The sequence below is a fragment of the Pseudomonadota bacterium genome, assembly GCA_022361155.1.
In the GTDB taxonomy this organism is placed as follows: Bacteria; Myxococcota_A; Polyangia; order Polyangiales; family JAKSBK01; genus JAKSBK01.
In genome coordinates this window covers 1-18,020 of sequence record JAKSBK010000015.1, presented here as the reverse complement: position 1 = coordinate 18,020, position 18,020 = coordinate 1, and the positions used below count along the sequence as shown (strand labels likewise).

The following is an 18,020-nucleotide window of genomic DNA, read 5'->3' as shown; positions in this document are numbered from 1 at the left end:
GCCGACACGGAATAGCTTCCGTCGGGTAGATTCTCTGCAACAAACGTGTTTGCACGCACGTGCGCCACGTAGCGTGTGCGTGGCCGGTGCTTCGGGCCGCCTGAGAGCTCGACCCAACGCAATTTGGCGGGAGCCGCCTTCATGTCAATGTAGCCGTACGCCAGCGAGGTACCCGGAACCCGCGGGCTCAGCACAGGCCGAGTGTATACGCTTGTGCCGCCGCAGCTTGAGACGATCGCTGCAGCCAGCGTCAACCCACAACCGGCAATACGACTCATCTACCCACATGCCCCCGTTGATCCCGCACCAGCGTTATCGTGCACTGATCACGCTGTCTCGCACACGATCCGTGACCGCGTGCCATGACGATATGTAACTATAGACCGCAGGACAGCTCACTCGCAAGCACACATTTCCCCGCTACATGCCAGTTGGGAGGTAGCTCAAGTCGCATGCGTTCTACTTCTGTTGTCGGATCCAAGTACTGTCGAGCCAGGACGCGAAACTCTCACCATCCCGCGACATCTCGACAGCCGGCGGAAACGCATGCACGAGCCCCGAGCCGGTCGTGCGATGCGCCGACGGCAATGGCCGCAGCAAGTGCCGGCCGGGCACCGGGGACTGCGACGGCAATTTCAGAAACGGCTGTGAGTCGCAACTTGCGGCGGATCCAAACCACCGCCGGCAGTGCAGTAGGCGGTGCGTACAGGGGCAACAGTGCGTCAACGGCGCGTGCGGCCAAGCCACTCTTGACGACACGGATCTACCTCCGCATGAACGGCTTCTGCCGACCTACGATGTGCTACCTTTGAATACCGTCATCTATTGGCACGCCCCCCGTTGGTGAAGACCCACGAAGAGGACGAACCGCCAAACCCGTTGACAAGCCGGAATAAGATCGGCACCGTGCTGCCGAGTCCAATCGATGCGCTCACGGGTTTTCCTCTTACTTCGGGTTGCCGTGGCGGCCTGCGTCTCGAGCGGTTGCCTCGCGGGCGCTCAGATTCCGACCGACGCCTATCGCCCCGGTCTCGGCACCGACTACTGCGCCAAGCAGGCCAACGGGCTGCGCGATCTGTCTCAGGAGCAAGAGGTGTGGGCATGGATCGTCAGCGGCTTGAGCATCGGTTCGCTGGCAGCCGGAACCCTCACCACCGCCACCCTGGACCCGGAGGACAAGTGGAAGAAGGGCGTGCCCGTGGCCCTAAACCTGGCCGGGGCGGCCATGGGGGTTGTCGCGACCGTGATTGTTCACCGCTCTATTCGAAACGGGCGAGCCTACAACGCCACGGCCCAGGCCATGGCTGCAGCCCGCCAGAGCGCGGATCCGGACCGCCAGATGTACTACGAGTGCATCGCCGTGACAGCGCAAAACATCCTCGCGCGCGATGAGGGAATGAAGCAGCTGCAGCGCATCGCCGCCGAAGCGGCCCTCGCTCCCACCGCGCCGAGCCCTGCACCCCACCCTGGCTATTCGCCACCGCGTCCGCCGGCGCCCCGCAACCCGCCCCGGGCCCCCGCCCTGCCAGGCGGGCCCCCGGCGCCGGACCCGCAGACGGTTGCTCCGCCGCCCATCCTGCCCCCCCTGCCCACCGGGCAGCCGGATTCCTCGCCACCGTACCCGTGATGGCAGCGCTGCGAGACACCGCCTAGTCGGCAGTTGGCCCGCGGCAGCTGTGCTACAGAGCACAGCATGACCAAGCCCCGCCGGGTGCATCTCGCTCTGAGCGCGCTGCTTTTGACGCCGCTGGCTGCGATCGCGTTACTGTCGTCTCCCGTCCCCCGCAAGCCAAAGAAGCCCAACGTGGTCCTGCTCCTGGTAGATACGCTGAGAGCAGATCACCTCAGCCATTTTGGCTACCATCGACCCACCGCTGCGCCGCTGGACGATTTCGCCGCCCAGGCCACGGTGTTCACGCGCGCGTACGCGCCGGCACCCTGGACTGCCCCCAGCGCTGCCAGCCTGCACACGGGACTGTTTCCGACAGGCCACGGCCTGCTTGCCAAAGGCGACAAGCTCGACGCCAGGCTCCTTACGATCGCCGAGGCGCTCAAGGCGCGTGGCTGGCACACGCTGGGGCACTCCTTCAACCACCATGTGTCGAGCAAGACCGGCTTTGATCAGGGCTTCAGCGTGTTCGACGATTTCCTCGGGCATGCAACGGCGTACCCAGACATTTCCCGGCTTCTGCCCCGGGTAGGCAACCAGCTCGACAGCATGCCCGGCGGCCCGTTTTTCCTCTACCTGCACCCGATGAACGTCCACGGTCCCTACAAGGTGCCGAAGCCGCACCGCGCAGACCTGCTGGGCCGGCCCCCTAGCCGCAAGTTCGTCTACTACGGCAGGAAGATGCGGGCGATCCTGCAGCGTGGCGACCTCGAGGTTCGCAAGCACGTTGGCCCGCGGATGCTTCAAAGCCTGGTCGACCAGTACGACACGGCCATCCGCTACAGCTTCGCGGAGCTGGCCAAGATCCTCGACCTGCTGAAGGAACGAGACCTCTACGACGACTCCTTGATCGTGCTCACCGCAGATCACGGTGAAGAGCTGTTCGAACACGGCGGCTTCAGCCACGGCTACAGCCTTCACGAGGAGCTGCTGCACGTACCCCTCTATATCAAGCTACCCCGCCAGAAGCGCCCTCGGCGCATCGGCACGCCCGTATCCCTGCTCGATATCTACCCGACCATTGTCGATCTGCTGGACATACCCGGGGCGCACGGCAGCGACGGCCACTCGCTGTTGCCACTCCTGCAGGGGCGGTCCGGCGAGGCACCGGCACGCCAGCACTTCGTGCATCTGGTCGACTGGAAGGCACGCTGCCGGGGCCGGGCGCTGGCAAACGAGCGCTTCAAGCTCGTCGAGGTCGAACGCAACTACGAAGGCCTGCGCAACACCACCATGCTCTACGACCGTCGTAACGACCCCAACGAGAGCATCAATCTCGCCCAACACAAACCCGAGCTGGTCAAGAGCATGCGCAGCGCGCTGCAAGCGGCGCTCAAGAGCTTCACGCACACGGGCATCAAGCCCGTCAATGTGCTGGACAAGCTCGACAAGGATCGGCTCCAGGCCCTGGGCTACGGCCAATGACACTACTCGCTGACGTCGAATGTTCCCAGATTCAGCCGCTGCTTGGCATCGATCGTGGCGCCGTGCCCGGAGATCTCCGCCCGCGCTTCGACCCCCCTGCCCGCGCTCTTGTCCCAGAGACCGAGCAGTATCCGATACTTGCCGGCTGGTTTTTGTGGAGGAACCCGCAGAATATGCTGATCCACGATGTACTCTCCCGTCTGCCAGGCCTCGATCGGGTAGGCGCCTTCCAGCGGAACGTGGTCACGGTTGATAAGGGTTCCATGCTCCCCCAGTAGATGCACGAACAAGCTCCAGGGTCGGGTGATCGGGCCCGTGACGTGGAAGTAGTACGTCACGACCACGGGCTCGCCGAGCCGTGCCGACCGCTTCTCGATGTCGTAGCCGATCAGCTCGATCGAGTCGCCGAATCGGACCTCGAGGGTATGTTGGATGTCGCTCGGTCTTTCGCGTAAGATCGCCCTGTCCCGCTGGCTCACGGATTGCCTTTCGTAGCGGGCGTTCGTCAGACGTTTCCACGCCAGAAGCTCCTCCACGGCTGCCTCCGATTCCAGGCGAATCAAAGGGGTTAGACCGATTAGATTCCGCTCTTCCCCAGGATCGCCTACCAGATCGAATACTTCGACTCCACGGCGGCCATAGTGATAAATCGTCTTACGGAAACCGTCGCGTAGAGCCAGGCATCGATTCTTGTACCAGCACGAGAAGTAAAGCGTGTTGTGGCCGGACGAGCTCAGCAGGCTCTTGCCTGGCAGATCGCCTCCGCGATGCTCGTATCCCAGGACGTCGAGCACCGTGGGAACCACGTCGATCATCTGCCGCAGCCCGAGCACGCGCCGGGGTCTCTGCGCCCGACTCGTAGCTGCATCGAGGCCGGCGCCCAGCAGCAGCATGGGCGAATGCAGGCCCTCCTCGTAGATTACGTTGTCGTGTTGATAGCGCTTGTGCTCTCCGAAGCCCTCACCGTGATCACCCAGAATCACAAAGAACGTGCTGGTGAGCAACCCTCGTTGCTCGAACCCGGCGAACAGCTTTCCAAGAAAGCGATCTGTGTAGGCGAGCGCATTGAGGTAGTTGTCGAGTTTTTTCTTGTCTGCAAAGTGTTGGCGCGGAAAGCTCTTGGGCAGTTTGTAGGGATGGTGGGCGGTTAGGGTAAGGACGTTCAAGAGGAACGGGCCGCGCTGGCGATCAATCCATTCGAGAACCGGTTCGAGGATGGCATCGTCCTCGTATCCGAAGTAGCCGACTTTCTCGAAGCCCTCTGCCGAAAGATCTTCCTTGCCGATAAAATGCTCGAAGCCGAAGCTCGCAACCAGATCGTGGCGGCGTTCGAACGAGCGCTCCGCGGGTTGAAAGAAGGCGGTCGCGTAGCCCTGCTCCCGGAGCAGCGTGGCCAGGCAGCGTGCGGGCAGTGCGTCGGTGCCCGCCTCGGCGATCCTGGTAACGATCTTGGGGTAGATACCGCAGTGCAGGCTCACGAGCGCCTTGCTCGTGTGCGGCACCACCGTATAGAAGTGCTCGATCAACAGTCCCCGCGCGGCCAGGCGGGCGAGGTTGGGGGTGGTGGTGAGCCTTGGGCTGTAGGGCGTGCACGAGCGAGCCCGCGCCGACTCCAGGATCACGAGCACTACATTGTGCTTCTTGGTTACGCGCGTCGGATAGATGCGTAGTGGCGGCGGCTGCGTGTAGTCGCCCGCGTGCTGGGTCTCCGTGGCAGCCGCCGTCGAGTGCAGTTCCGACGCCAGGGTCGCGAAGGTGTTGCGACGCAGAGGAAGGATGTCGTCGTCGAGCGCGCCGCCCGAGTGGAGACCGCCCAGCAGCAGCACGACACCCAGGACCGAGATGGGGAGCAGCTGCCAGGGATTCGACCATCGTTCCTGTGCGGACAGCCGCTGCAGCGTCCCGCGCAGCAAGCCAATGCGGGCGAGAGCAGGAAGCCCCGCGTGGTAGAGCGCTGCAAGCAGCAGGCAGAGCCAGGCAACAGGTTGCACTTCGCTGGCGATCACGGACTGCAGCGCAGCGAAGTTGTCGGCTGCGTAGCTGACCATGTACCAATCCAGCAGGGAGCCGGTCGCCACGTGGAAGCCGTGCTCCACCACGGTCCACAGCATGAGGAGCAGGTTGCTGAGATGGAGCAGCCCCGCGGCCAGGTAACGCGTCGAACCGCGCACGAGAGCCAGCACGAGCACCCAGCCGAGCGTCCAGAGCGCGCAAAAGAGCAGATCGTCGGCACAGGCCCGCAGGCCCTCGGCGAGCTCGAGCTCGCGGCTGGTCGCCATGCCGAGCTTCTGCAGCTTCGCACCAACAACGGACGCGGCAAGCGGCAGCGTCAGGGCGCACACGTGCAGCCACGTGGCCATGGTGGGCGGAAGGACAACCATCGTCCGGGAGACACTCCCTAGCATCAAGGTGCTGGAATCGCACGGAATTCGGGAGCGCAGCTGGGCCACGGCCGCGGAAGAAACAACTCGTGCGTTTCGGCGAGGATTGGGCGTCGCCGGCGAGGCGCCACGACGAGGAGTATTGGGGATACTTCGAGCAGGAGCAACATAGCCAGCGGTGGTCAGAACCGGCGAAACGGATGAGTTATTCTTCCGCGGGCGCTAAGGTCCGTCACGTGCGGTTGGACCTCACGGATTCGGAGCGGCTGATCCGCGATACGGCGCGGCGCTTCGCGACCGAGGTGGTGGCTCCCGGGGCTGCCCAGGCCGAGCGCGAGCAACGGCTTGCTCCGGCGGTGCTGCGCGGCCTTGCGGAGCTCGGTCTCATGGGCGTCACGCTCCCCGGCAGCCTGGGTGGCTCCGAAGGCTCCAGCTTGGCCTACAGCCTGGCGGTGAGCGAGATCGCTCGCGCCTGCGCCTCTACGGCCGTGACCATGGCCGTCACCAACATGGTCGCTGAGATCCTGTGCCGCTACGGAAGCAGGACTCAACAGCGTACCTACCTGCCCAAGTTGTGCAGCGGAGACTATCGTGCGGGTTCCTTCGCGTTGAGCGAGCCCGAGGCAGGCAGCGATCCGGCCGGCCTGCGCACGCGGGCACGCCTCGTGGACGGCGTCTGGGTCCTCGAAGGCACGAAGCAGTGGATCACGAGCGGGGATTTCGCTGGGGTGCTTGTGGTTTGGGCACGCACCGGTGGACCCGGCCCCAAGGGGCTGAGCGCGTTCCTGCTCGAGCAGGGCACACCGGGCCTACACGTGGGCCGAAAAGAGAACAAGATGGGCCTCAGAGCCTCTTCAACCGTCGCGCTGAGCCTGCAGGGCTGCAAGGTTCCTCGCTCGGCGCTTCTCGGCGCCTGCGGCGAAGGCTTCAGGATCGCCATGACGGCGCTCAATGGGGGACGCATCGGCATCGCCTCGCAGTCGATCGGAATCGCCGGAGCAGCACTCGAGGCGGCCATTCGGTACGCCCAAGAGCGCCAGCAGTTTGGAAAGCCCATCAGCAAGCACCAGGCCATCCGCTGGATGATCGCAGACAGCAAGACGGAGCTCGATGCAGCCGAGCTGCTCACCCAGCGCGCCGCGCGGCTCAAGGACGAGGGGCGGGTCTTTGTTCAGCAGGCCGCCATCGCCAAGCTGTATGCGTCGGAGGCGGCCTGGCGGATCTGTGATCGAGCACTGCAGATCCACGGTGGATACGGCTACAGCAGCGAGCTGCCGCTGGAGCGCTACTTCCGCGACGCGCGCGTGACCCGGATCTACGAGGGAACGAGCGAGATCCAGCGTCTGGTGATCGCGCGGGCCCTGACCCGATCCTGAAGCCCGCCCTGCGCGTACTCGAGCCGGCCGCTGGCTGAAGCGGCGCTCCATCGAGGCAGGCAGGGCATCAGCAAGCCTGCTGATGTGAGCAGACCCCGTTAAGCCCCGAGCCTCGCGGTCGATGTTCGACAAGGGGGCGAGCGTGCACAGGGCCCACACATGCGTCTGCCACATTCGTGCTTGCTGCTACTCGTTGGTTTCCTGTCCCTGACCTGGGGTGCGGTCGCGCAGGCGCAGGTCAAGCCCCGCTTCTTCATCGGTTTCGACACTTCTGGCTCGATGCGCTGGGCACTCGACGGCACCGAAACCTCAGGCGACGGTGTAGGCAAGCCCGACGGGATGGGCGGCATCGAGTACTTCGACTGCGCCGAGACGACAGCAGGTCAGGACCTGGACTGCGATGGTCTTCCCAACGACAGCCGGATGTGGATCGCCAAGGAAGCCATCAGGAGCGCCGTGCTCGCTTACGGCGACGTGGAATGGGCCCTGGGCCGCTTTCACCAAAACCAGGGCGACAGCGCCTCGAGCCGCACGTACAACGGGACCACGTGCGGGGGCATCGGTTGCCCCAGCGTCAACCGCAGCATCCACTACGACGGTGTGTGCAGCGTACCCGGCAACGCGGACGATGGCGGCGATGTCCTGGTGGGATTCCCCGACGTCGCTCCGTTCGTCGGGCTCGACAATACCTACTCGATCCTGAAATGGATGGACAACGTCGAGACCAATTTCATCAACAGCACCACCGAAGCGCACTACTGCGACCACCAGGGAGCAGGCGACTGCGAGCTGCGCGCCGAGGGGCCTACGCCGCTCGAAGGAATCCTCTGGGATGCGCGCCAGTACCTCACGCCGATCAAGAACGCGGACTCGACGGCCAGCTGCCGTGGATACTACGTCATCCTGCTCACGGACGGCGAAGAAACCTGCAGCGGCACTCCGACGATCGAAGCCGCAGCCTTGCTGGCGGCCGGCATCAAGACCTACGTGGTGGGGCTTGCCATCTCATCGGGCAACCTGGACGCCATAGCCGCCGCCGGCGGGACCGGCACGGCCTTTTTCGCAGGCAACCAGGCCCAGCTGTCCGCGGCCCTGGCCTCGATCGTATCCGATTCCCTGCTAACCGAGCAGTGCAACGGTGTTGACGACGACTGCGACGGGCTCATCGACGAGGGTTTCACGCTGTACTGCAACAGGCCGGCGGGCACACCATCGCAGGTCCTGTGCAGCGAGCCGGCGGAAAGCCTGTGCGACGGCATCGACGACGACTGCGACGGGCTCATCGACGAGGGATTGCTCGACGCGTGCGGCCAGTGTCCCGGGCAGCCCGAGGTGTGCGACGGGCTTGACAACAACTGCAACGGCCAGGTCGACGAGGGTGGCGTCTGCAACTGCTTCGGCGAGATCTGCGACAACATCGACAACGATTGCGATGGCAACATCGATGAAGGTGTAACGCGTTCCTGCGGCCACAACGTGGGGATCTGCAGCGTCGGCCAGGAGATCTGCAACGCCGGAGTCTGGGGAAGCTGCAGCGGCCAGCAGCCGCAGACCGAAACCTGCGACGGGCTCGACAACAACTGCGACGGCATCAGCGACGGCATCACGCGACCCTGCGGAAGCGGCACCGGGGAGTGTGTGTCGGGGGTCGAAACGTGCGCCGGCGGAACCTGGGGAGCCTGCATCGGGCGGGTCGGGCCCAAGAGCGAGATCTGCGACAACATCGACAACGACTGCGACGGCAAGATCGACGAGGGCGTTGCCAACACGGACCCGCGCATCGGCCAGAGCTGCGGCAGCAGCGTCGGCGCCTGCACGGCAGGCACCACGGCCTGCTCGAACGGTTCGGTCGTGTGCAACGGAGGCGGGAGCGGGAGCGGCGAGCTCTGCAATCGAATCGACGACGACTGCGACGGCAGCATCGACGAAGGCAATCCGGGTGGAGGCGGTCCGTGCGGTTCGAGCGTGGGCATTTGCCAGCCCGGCAGCCTGCTGTGCGTCAGCGGTACCCACGTATGCCAGGGCGAAGTCGCCCCAAGCCCGGAAGTGTGCGACGGCAAGGACAACAACTGCGACGGCCAGGTCGACGAGGGCAACCCGGGCGGCGGCAACCCCTGCGGCACGGACATCGGCGAGTGCACGCTCGGCAGCACGGCCTGCATTTCCGGCACCCTGCAGTGTCAGGGCGGCACCGGCCCCGGTAGCGAGGTCTGCGATCGGCGCGACAACGACTGCGATGGCATGATCGACGAGGCGAACCCGGGCGGCGGCGCCCCATGTGGGCCGACGACCGATACCGGGCACTGCAAGTACGGAGCCGAAGCCTGCGTGGACGGCGCGATCGTATGCATCGGTGCGGTGCTCCCAAGCGCCGAGATTTGCGACCGGCGTGACAACGACTGCGATGGGGTGATCGACGAGGGCGTGGCGGCGAGCGATCCGCGCCTGGGTCAGCCGTGCGGCGACGGGACCGGCGAATGCACCAAGGGTGTCACGGCCTGCGTGGACGGAGCCAGCATATGCCAGAGCGGGCAAGGACCGACGCCCGAGCTGTGCGACGGCAAAGACAACAACTGTAACGGCGTAGTGGATGAAGGCATTCCGGTCGGCGCTCCCTGCGGCAGCGACAGGGGAGAATGCCAGCCGGGCCTGCAGATCTGCGACAGCGCCACGGGCATGACGATCTGCCAGGGTGCCATCGGCCCGACGGACGAGATCTGCGATGTGCTCGACAACGACTGCGACGGCAAGATCGACGAGGGACTCGGTCGCGGCGAGCCTTGCGGCACCAACATGGGCGAGTGTGCTGCCGGCGTGCAGCGCTGCGTCAAGGGCCAGATCCTTTGCGTGGGCGAGATGCCTCCGACCGGGGAGATCTGCGACTGCCGCGACAACGACTGCGACGGCAAGATCGACGAACATGCGACCGGCAGCCTGTGCCCGGAGGACGCAGCCTGCGTCATGTGCCAGTGCGCGCTGCCCTGCCGGCAGCTGAGCGAGTTTGGCTCCTGTCCAACCGGCAAGGTCCCCGTAACGGACAACGGCTCGTGCTACTGCGTGGGCAAGCGCTGCGACCAGATCGCGTGCAGCTCGCAAACGATCGAAACCAGCGGCGAAACGCGCTGTGCACCGGACGAGCCCAGGCTGGGCGCTTGTGTATGCAAGAACAACGAGTGCACCTTCCCGTGCGAAGGCGTGGTCTGCGCGATGGGCACGGTCTGCGATCCGCGCGATGGTGCCTGCAAGGAGCCGAAGTGCACCGTCCTGGGCTGCGATGCCGAAAAGCGCTGCAACGCGCAGACGGGCAAGTGCGAAGACGATCCCTGCGCGATCGCCAACTGCGCCCCCGATCAGGCATGCCGCGACGGCATCTGCTTTGCGAGCTGTGCGGGTGTCGCCTGCAATGACACGCAGCGGTGCGTCGAGGGGCAGTGCGTGAGCGACCCCTGCGCGGGCGTAACGTGCCCCGCCGGCGAGGTGTGCAACCCCACCGACAGCAGCTGCATACCCCGGCCATGTCCCCCGGCGCCGCCCTGCCCCGGCGGGTTCGTCTGCCATCCGGTGACCGGGCAGTGTGAGCCGGATCCATGCGAAGCTACCACGTGCCCCGCCGGTCAGATCTGCGATCGGGGCGAGTGCACGGACCCGCCCGCACCACCGCAACCGCAAAACCCCGTGGCTGTCGACCCCCAGCCCCCGGCTGCGCTGGACGGAACCCTGGTCGTGGCAACGGGCGCCGGGGGCTGCACGTGCTCGGTCGCGCCGGGTCGCGCTGAGCCTGACCGGCGCGGCCTCTGGGTTGCTCTGCTGTTCGGGTTGGCTGCGGTGCTCTCGCGACGGCTGCGCTCGCGGATCCTGCCGGCCACGGGAGCGACCACAGCAGCACTCAGGCGCTGGCTCTTGCTGAGCCTCCTGGGCACCGCGCTGGCGTTCTCGAACGGCTGCAAGGTCGACCCGTTGTGCCTCGATTGCGTCGAGCCCGACGCTCCCGAAACCGGCCCGCGCCCCGACGGCTCGACACGGGTTGGCAGCGGGGGCGGCGCGGGCTCCAACACGACGCTGCCGCAGCTGGACGGCGGCGGTGATGCCGGCGCCGGTTGGGATGGAGGCTGCGCCACAGCCGAGACCTGCGACGGCAAGGACAACGACTGCGACGGGCTCATCGATGAGGGCTTCGACCTCACGACGAGCGCAGAGCACTGCGGCGCCTGCAACCAAGCCTGCGCCCCCGATCACGCCTACGGCAATTGCATGGCCGGCGCCTGTCAGTTCGCGGGCTGCGACGTCGGCTTCTTCAATCTCGACGGCAACCAAGCCAACGGCTGCGAGTACCGCTGCGTGAAGACGCACGAAGACGACAGCCTGTGCGACCTACGCGACAACGACTGCGACGGTCAGGTCGACGAGAACGTGAATCTGCAGCTCGATCCTCTCAATTGCGGCTCGTGCGGGTTCACCTGCCGCTTCGCTCACGCCAACCTGGGAGCGAGCTGCGTAGCGGGCGAGTGCACGCTCGATGCAACCAAGTGCGATCCGGGTTTCCATGATGTCGACGGCCGGCAGGACAACGGCTGCGAGTACAGCTGCATAGCCTCGACAACTGCCTCCGAGCAATGCAATGCCGTGGACGACGACTGCGATGGCCGGCTCGACGAGGGAGTCGAAACCAGCGACAGCCGCGTCAGCCAACCCTGCGGAACGCCGGTAGGCACCTGCATGGCGGGAACCACCGTCTGCAGCGGGGGGGCCATCCAGTGCATGGGCGAGGTCGGGGCCAGCACCGAAACCTGCGATGGGCTCGACAACGACTGCGACGGCAAGGTGGACGAGAGCGACGCGCGAGCGGGTTTTCCTTGCGGCATTGCCACGGGCACCTGCCGGCGCGGCGTCCTGCAGTGCAACTCCACGACGACCGAGCTCGAGTGCGTGGGGGCTGTCGGGCCGGTGGCCGAGCGTTGCGACGGGCTCGACAACGACTGCGACAACGAGCTGGACGAGGGCAATCCGGGCGGCGCGCAGCCCTGCGGCCAGAGCGACTCGGGGCAATGCTCCTTCGGCCTTACGCAGTGCGTCGGCGGAGTCGTGCAATGCCTCGGAGAAGTGGGGCCGAGCCCGGAAACCTGCGACGGAATGGACAACGATTGCGACGGGCAGCTGGACGAGGCGGACCCGAATCTCGGCGCATCGTGTTCCTCCGACGTCGGCGAATGCAGCTCCGGCCAGCAGAGCTGCCAGGGTGGCGCGCTCGCGTGCCTGGGCGCGACCGGCCCCTCGGCCGAAGCTTGCGACGGCAAGGACAACGACTGCGACGGCTCGTTCGATGAAGGCAACCCGGGTGGCGGGGCCGTGTGCGGCGGCTCCATGGGCGAGTGCTCGCCCGGGACCGAGACCTGCATCGGCGGGACGCTTCAGTGTACGGGCGCCGGCGGACCGCGACCGGAGGTTTGCGACGGGCTCGACAACGACTGCGACGGAGTCGCCGACAACGGCTTTCAACTGCAGACGGACCTCACCAACTGCGGCAGCTGCGGCAACGTCTGTCAATTCGACAACGCCTTCGCGATCTGCAGCGCCGGCAGCTGCGCGCTGCTCGTGTGTCGCAGCGGCTTCGTGGACGCGAACGGCGACCCGGCCGACGGCTGCGAGCTCGCATGCTCTGTGACGGGGCCCGAAACCTGCGACGGGATCGACAACGATTGCGACAATCGCCTGGACGAAGACGTGCAGGCGCCCCCCGGCTACTGCAACACCCAGGGGGTATGCGCCGGCGTGACCCCGGCCTGCCAGGGCGGCAGCCTGGTCTGTGCCAACCTGCCCGCCGGGCCTGAGTACCAGCCGGGCGGCGAGACCCTCTGCGACAGCCTGGATAACGACTGCGACGGCCAAAGCGACGAGGGGTACCCGGTCGCCCAGAGCTGCTCCAACGGGCAAGGCGTGTGCGAGCGTACGGGCTCGTTCCTGTGCAACTCGACCCAGGACGGCGTCGTCTGCAACGCCGCTGCAGCAGGGACACCCGGCTCCGAGCAATGCAACGGTCTGGACGATGACTGCGATGGCCAAATCGACGAGCTCGACGATCCCTCCACGCCGGCCAGCGACGAAGGCATCGGCATCGGCGATGTAGACGCCGTGGACATCGGGGGTGGCGTCCTCATGATGAGCTACGAAGCCTCGCGGCCGGACGCCAGCGCCTCGGACCCCGGCACGATGACCGCCCTTGCCTGCTCCAGGGGCAATGTCCTGCCTTGGACCAATGTGACCTGGCAGCAAGCCCGCGACGCCTGCTGTGCGCTCAACTTCGGAGGCAGCTGCAGCCAGCCCGGCTGGCGGTTGTGTGCGCGCGGAGAATGGGAGCGTGGCTGCCAGGGCGCGGCTGGGGGCTGTACCTGGGCATACGGAATCGCCTGCAACACCCCGAACGGCACCTCCAGCGCGGCGCAGCTATGCAACGGCCAGGAATACGACTGCATCGCTGCCACCCCCGAGGACGAGGATTGCGTAGCCGCCACCGGCAGCTTCAACCAGTGCCACGCGGACTGGGGCTCGGCAGGCAGGGTGTACGACCTGTCGGGCAACCTCAAAGAGTGGACCGAAACGGAGGTCTCACCGGGGGTTCACGAGATACGCGGCGGCAGCTTCAACAACGTCGAGAGCGGCCGGCGCTGCGCCTTTGATTTCTCGGTGGGAGACATGGCCTTTCGCTTCCCCAATACCGGCTTCCGCTGCTGCTACGGGCCCAACCCTCCCGCCCCGGTCGTCCTTGCCGCCCCAGGCCTACCGATCACGATGGCGGGCAGCCAGGGCGTCATCGCATCCACCCTGGACGTGAGCGTCGTCGGCAGCATCGCGGACGTGAACGTGCTCGACGTGACCGGCAGCATCACGCGCTTTTCGGACCTTCGCATCAGCCTGACGAGCCCCAACGGCACCGAGGTGATCCTGGTGGACTACGACACCTGCGGCGCCGACGACAACTGGGACTTCAGCATGGACGACGAGGCCGCGGCCACGCTCAGCTGCGGGCAGCCCGTGGGCGGCTCCGGCAGCTTTGTACCGCTCGAGCCGCTGTCCGCCTTCGACGGCCAGAACAGCGCCGGCACCTGGACGCTGCGCGTAATGGACGACCGAGCCGGCCGCACGCCCACACTGGCGGGCTGGAGCCTGGGACTGTCGTTCCAGTAGCGGCTGCGGTCCGGGCGCCGCGTTGTCAGGCGGGGGTTTGGGCACTAGTACCACGAATCACAAGTCCGGCCCGGGTTCCGGAACCGGCCCAAGGGCCGGCGGGACCGGCTCCGGAACCCGGACCGGCCACCAGTGTATCCGTGGACTCCTTGTCGATTCAGGCACAACAGCCCAGAAATTCGGATCGAATTTCCGGGCCGTTGCACTAGAGATCGGGCCGTGTGATGGCCACCAGGTCCCAGCTGCAGCGCCGCAAGGCGGACCATTTGGAGCTTTGCTCCAGTGATCAGGTCGAATTCCGTGGCCGGGGCACCCTCCTGGAGGATGTCCAGCTGCTGCATCAGGCGCTGCCCGAGCTGAGCTGCGACGACATCGACCTCGGGGTAGAGCTGCTTGGGAAAGAGCTGCGAGCGCCGCTCGTGATCGCGTCCATGACCGGTGGCACACGCGAAGCAGCGGAGGTCAACTTCGAGCTGTCTCGAATCGCCGAAGAGCGCGGCTACGGCTTCGGCCTGGGAAGCCAACGTGCCATGCAGCGGCAGCCGGAGACCGCCTGGACCTACAAGGTGCGCGCGCACGCGCCAAGCACGCTTCTGCTCGGCAACGTTGGTGTGGTGCAGGCCCGTGACACCGACACCGGCGCCTTGAGGGAACTGATCGACGCTACCGGGGTAGACGCGCTGTGCGTACACATGAATCCGGCCATGGAGCTCATCCAGGCTGGTGGCGACCGCGATTTTCGCGGCTGCATCGACACGTTCGCCAGGCTCGTACACGAGCTATCCGTGCCGATCGTGGCCAAGGAAACCGGGTGTGGAATCAGCCGCCAAACAGCGCACAGCATTCGGCGTGCGGGCGTGCAGCAGGTCGACGTGTCGGGCGCCGGTGGCACCTCGTGGATCGGCGTTGAAACACTCAGAGCGCACGGACAGGCCCGCTCGGTCGGAGAGCTGCTATGGGATTGGGGCATCCCCACGGCTGCGACCATCTGCTACGCGGTCGAATGCGGGCTTCGGGTCATCGCGACCGGAGGCATCCGCACTGGCCTCGATGTCGCGCGAGCCATCGCGCTGGGAGCGGATGCCGCCGGTATGGCCCGGCCGGTGCTCGAAGCGCTCAAGAAGCACGGCCGGCAGGGCGCGAACAGGCTTCTTGATCAAGTGGAGCGCGAGCTCAGAACGATCATGTTGTTGTGTGGTGCTGCGACATTGCACGACCTGCGCCTGGCTCCGCGCCTGCTGATGGGAGAGCTTCGGCAATGGCTGGCAGTGCGTTGACCCGGAGCTTGGGGGGGTCATGACGATGGAATAGCGTCGCTTGAGGCCCGAGATGCCTGTCGGCATGCCGACACCCTGAAACAACCCAAAGGGAATAACCCTTTCGGGTGCCAAACGCTCCTCGTCGTGGCTCGTTCCGCAGGCCGCATCCGATCCGACGCACGACGTGGGTCCTCGCCAAACTTGGGGCCGGTTCCGCCGGAGCCCGGACCGAACTTGTGATCCGTGATACTACTAGTGCCACTAGTCCCAGGCCTGCCAGTCGTGCAGGTAGTAGCGCAGCACCGCCGGGCGATCGAGGGTGCTGATGGCTACCTCTGGGCTCTGCAGATCCTTGGGAAAGGCAAACAAGCTAGCTAGACTGGCAGCGTCCAGGAAACGGGTTGGCACGCGCAGCCCCAGCGAGGCGGTGTCGATGCGGTGCCCGCTTGCGAGCACGAAGCCCCAATCGCCCATGGACGGCACGTAGGCATGGTAGGGCACCACAGCCGAATAGCCCGCGGCGCGAACGGTGCGCTCGATGCACCAAAAGGCGTGACGGGCGAAGAAAGGGCTCGTAGCCTGCGTGACAAAGACGCCGGAACGACTCAGGTGCGTTCTCACCAGCTGAAAGAAGCCGCGGCTGTAGAGCCTCGCGAGCGCGCTGCTGTTGGGGTCCGGCAGATCGGCGATGATCACATCGAACAGCGCATCCTGCCGCCTGAGGTAGTCGAAGGCGTCTGCGTGGCGGATCTCTACGCGCCGGTCGTCCAGACTGCCCCGGTTCAGCTGTCTAAGGAGCGGCATCGTCCGTGCCAGCGCCGTAACCTCCGGATCCAGATCCACCAACGTGATGCTCGGTTGCTCGGGGTATTTGAGCAGCTCGCGCACGGCCATCCCGTCTCCGCCCCCGAGGATCAGCACGCGCTCCGGGCGGGAGGCTGCGGCCATCGCCACGTGCACCAGCGCCTCGTGGTAGCGGTGCTCGTCGAGGCTGGAAAACTGCAGGTGTCCCTGCAGAAACATACGTACATCGCGGCGATTCTTCGTTATGACGATTTTCTGATAACGAGTCTGCCGGCTGAGCACAACGCGGTCTTCAAAGAGCCGGCTCTCCCAACTGTGCAGCAAGGGTTGCGCCAGGGCTTGCGCCGTGACCAGGACCCCCGTGCACAGCCACAGGCCGCCCAGCAGGCGGCGCCGCGCGCGCGGTTGCAGCGCATTTTTAAGAGCGTAGAGCAAGAGGCCCGCAACGCACAGATTGAGCAACCCCGTCACGAGCGAGGCCGCAAAGATCCCAAGAAAGGGCAGCAACACGAAGGGAAACAGCAGCGTGGCAACCAAAGCGCCCAGATAGTCCAACGACAGCACATTCGAAATGTTCGTGCGAAGCTCGTAGTGTTGGGACATCAAACGGGTGAGCAGCGGAATCTCCACCCCGATCAAAGTGCCCAGCAGGCAGATCGCCGTGATCATTCCCGGGTAGTACGTCTCCGACAGCGCGAACAGCGCGGCCAGAGCAGGGACGCTAAGGCCCCCCAGCAACCCAAGCGCGATCTCGATCCCTACGAACCAGCTCAGCAATCCCCGGCGCACCAGACGCGAGAGGTAGGTTCCAAACCCCATCGCGCTCATGGTCAAACCCACCGTCAGCGAGAAGACTCGCACGCTGTCGCCAAGCAGGTACGACGACACGCTGCCGATCAGCAGCTCGTAGACGACCGTGCACAAGCCGACGACGAATACGGCCGCCAGAAGCACCCATTGGTTGAAGCTGGTCGGCCGAACGGAGCTACTTCCCACTGCGAGGGCCGCCGCCCCGGTGAGACGGCCCGCCGAGGCTGCCCTGCCGTACGCTGGGGTCGTGGTAGTACGTGGGCCCTCCCCAGTACATGAACGAGCCGTAGGGGCGATAGCCGTAGCCGGGGTAGCCCCAACCCGAGGACATCGGTACGAAAGCAAGCAGGTAGACCGCGGCCAGACCGCCCATCAACCAGTACATCGTTCACCTCGCTTCACAGCGACCATACGGGGCCAGCATCCGAATCCCGGTCATCAGCCGACGCGCTGGCTACCTTCGCGCTGCCCCAGAACCACAGCCCGACGGCCGCGATCAACCCCAGTACGCCGAGCCACATGTGAGGCAGACTGCTGCCCGGTGCCTTGTGCACCTCGACCATGGCACTGCCCCCCGCACCAGGTAGGGAAGCCTCGCTCCTGAACTCGAGGTAGTAGGAGCCCGGATCGGGAACCGTCACGCGCACGTCGAAATCGTCTTTGGTCTCGGTCCAATACCCCCCGTCGTCGTAGCCGCTTTCCCGCCAGAACTCCTCGCCGAAACCAAGCACGAACTCGCGCTTGCTATTCAATAGGTTGCCTGTCCAGTGCGTCCATTGACCGTCCGCTACCGGAGACGCGATCTCGATCTCGAGCACCGTATCGGAATCGCTGAGCTCGATGGGTCCGAGCACGCCTCCGGTTGGCGGAAGCTCTTCGTGCAGGATCCTGGTTGTGGAATACCCGGTGATGACTGCGGTCAGCAGACACAGCGCGGCAAAAGCCGCTACCACACCGCCGTAACGGAACAGGCGCCGGCCCGATTCGCGAGCCTGCTCCCCGCCGTCGGCCGCATCCATGGCGCTCACCCGGCCACCAGGAGCGGTTGCAGCAACGGTTCGACATTCAGCGTGAACACGAGGAGCACAGCGAACGAAATCGCAATCGTCATTTC

The 18,020-nt window shown here is 65.6% G+C and carries 10 protein-coding genes; 5 read left to right on the top strand and 5 right to left on the bottom strand.

Annotation, left to right across the window (positions count from 1 at the left end):
• Window positions 1-278 (bottom strand): hypothetical protein (locus MJD61_00530; GenBank protein ID MCG8553765.1); only part of this gene is annotated, 278 nt, incomplete at its 3' end.
• 647 nt (window positions 279-925) lie between these two features.
• On the opposite strand from MJD61_00530, the gene MJD61_00525 reads away from it, so the two are divergent.
• Window positions 926-1,627 carry a hypothetical protein gene (locus MJD61_00525; protein ID MCG8553764.1) on the top strand — a complete coding sequence of 234 codons (702 nt, stop codon included), beginning with the start codon at window positions 926-928 and terminating at the stop codon, window positions 1,625-1,627.
• Window positions 1,628-1,693: 66 nt separating this feature from the next.
• A complete protein-coding gene (locus tag MJD61_00520) occupies window positions 1,694-3,094 on the top strand; it encodes a sulfatase-like hydrolase/transferase (GenBank protein MCG8553763.1) in 1,401 nt (466 codons plus the stop codon).
• A 2-nt stretch (window positions 3,095-3,096) separates the two neighbouring features.
• Here MJD61_00520 and MJD61_00515 read toward each other — a convergent pair whose 3' ends face one another.
• The gene (locus tag MJD61_00515; GenBank protein ID MCG8553762.1) at window positions 3,097-5,475 is read right to left on the bottom strand and encodes an LTA synthase family protein; all 2,379 of its coding nucleotides are present in this window, start codon (window positions 5,473-5,475) and stop codon (window positions 3,097-3,099) included.
• Between the two features lie 236 nt (window positions 5,476-5,711).
• On the opposite strand from MJD61_00515, the gene MJD61_00510 reads away from it, so the two are divergent.
• The 3 genes from MJD61_00510 (at window position 5,712) to fni (ending at window position 15,310) form a co-directional block, all read left to right on the top strand.
• Window positions 5,712-6,851, top strand: a complete 1,140-nt coding sequence (locus tag MJD61_00510) for an acyl-CoA dehydrogenase family protein (protein MCG8553761.1) — start codon at window positions 5,712-5,714, stop codon at window positions 6,849-6,851.
• A 159-nt stretch (window positions 6,852-7,010) separates the two neighbouring features.
• Entirely contained in the window at window positions 7,011-14,033 is a 7,023-nt protein-coding gene (locus tag MJD61_00505) for a proprotein convertase P-domain-containing protein (GenBank protein MCG8553760.1), read from the top strand.
• A 224-nt stretch (window positions 14,034-14,257) separates the two neighbouring features.
• Window positions 14,258-15,310, top strand: a complete 1,053-nt coding sequence (fni, locus tag MJD61_00500; GenBank protein MCG8553759.1) for a type 2 isopentenyl-diphosphate Delta-isomerase — start codon at window positions 14,258-14,260, stop codon at window positions 15,308-15,310.
• Between the two features lie 243 nt (window positions 15,311-15,553).
• Here the strand turns inward: fni and MJD61_00495 are convergent, their stop codons facing one another.
• Genes MJD61_00495 through MJD61_00485 form a run of 3 tightly spaced genes read right to left on the bottom strand, consistent with a single transcriptional unit; the run spans window position 15,554 to window position 17,934 of the window.
• Window positions 15,554-17,092, bottom strand: a complete 1,539-nt coding sequence (locus tag MJD61_00495; protein MCG8553758.1) for a polyamine aminopropyltransferase — start codon at window positions 17,090-17,092, stop codon at window positions 15,554-15,556.
• Window positions 17,082-17,291 (bottom strand): hypothetical protein, encoded by a 210-nt coding sequence (locus MJD61_00490; GenBank protein ID MCG8553757.1) that lies wholly within the window; start codon window positions 17,289-17,291, stop codon window positions 17,082-17,084. The genes MJD61_00495 and MJD61_00490 overlap by 11 nt, the downstream gene beginning before the upstream one ends.
• 13 nt (window positions 17,292-17,304) lie before the next feature.
• A complete protein-coding gene (locus tag MJD61_00485; GenBank protein ID MCG8553756.1) occupies window positions 17,305-17,934 on the bottom strand; it encodes a hypothetical protein in 630 nt (209 codons plus the stop codon).
• Between the last annotated feature and the right edge of the window lie 86 nt (window positions 17,935-18,020).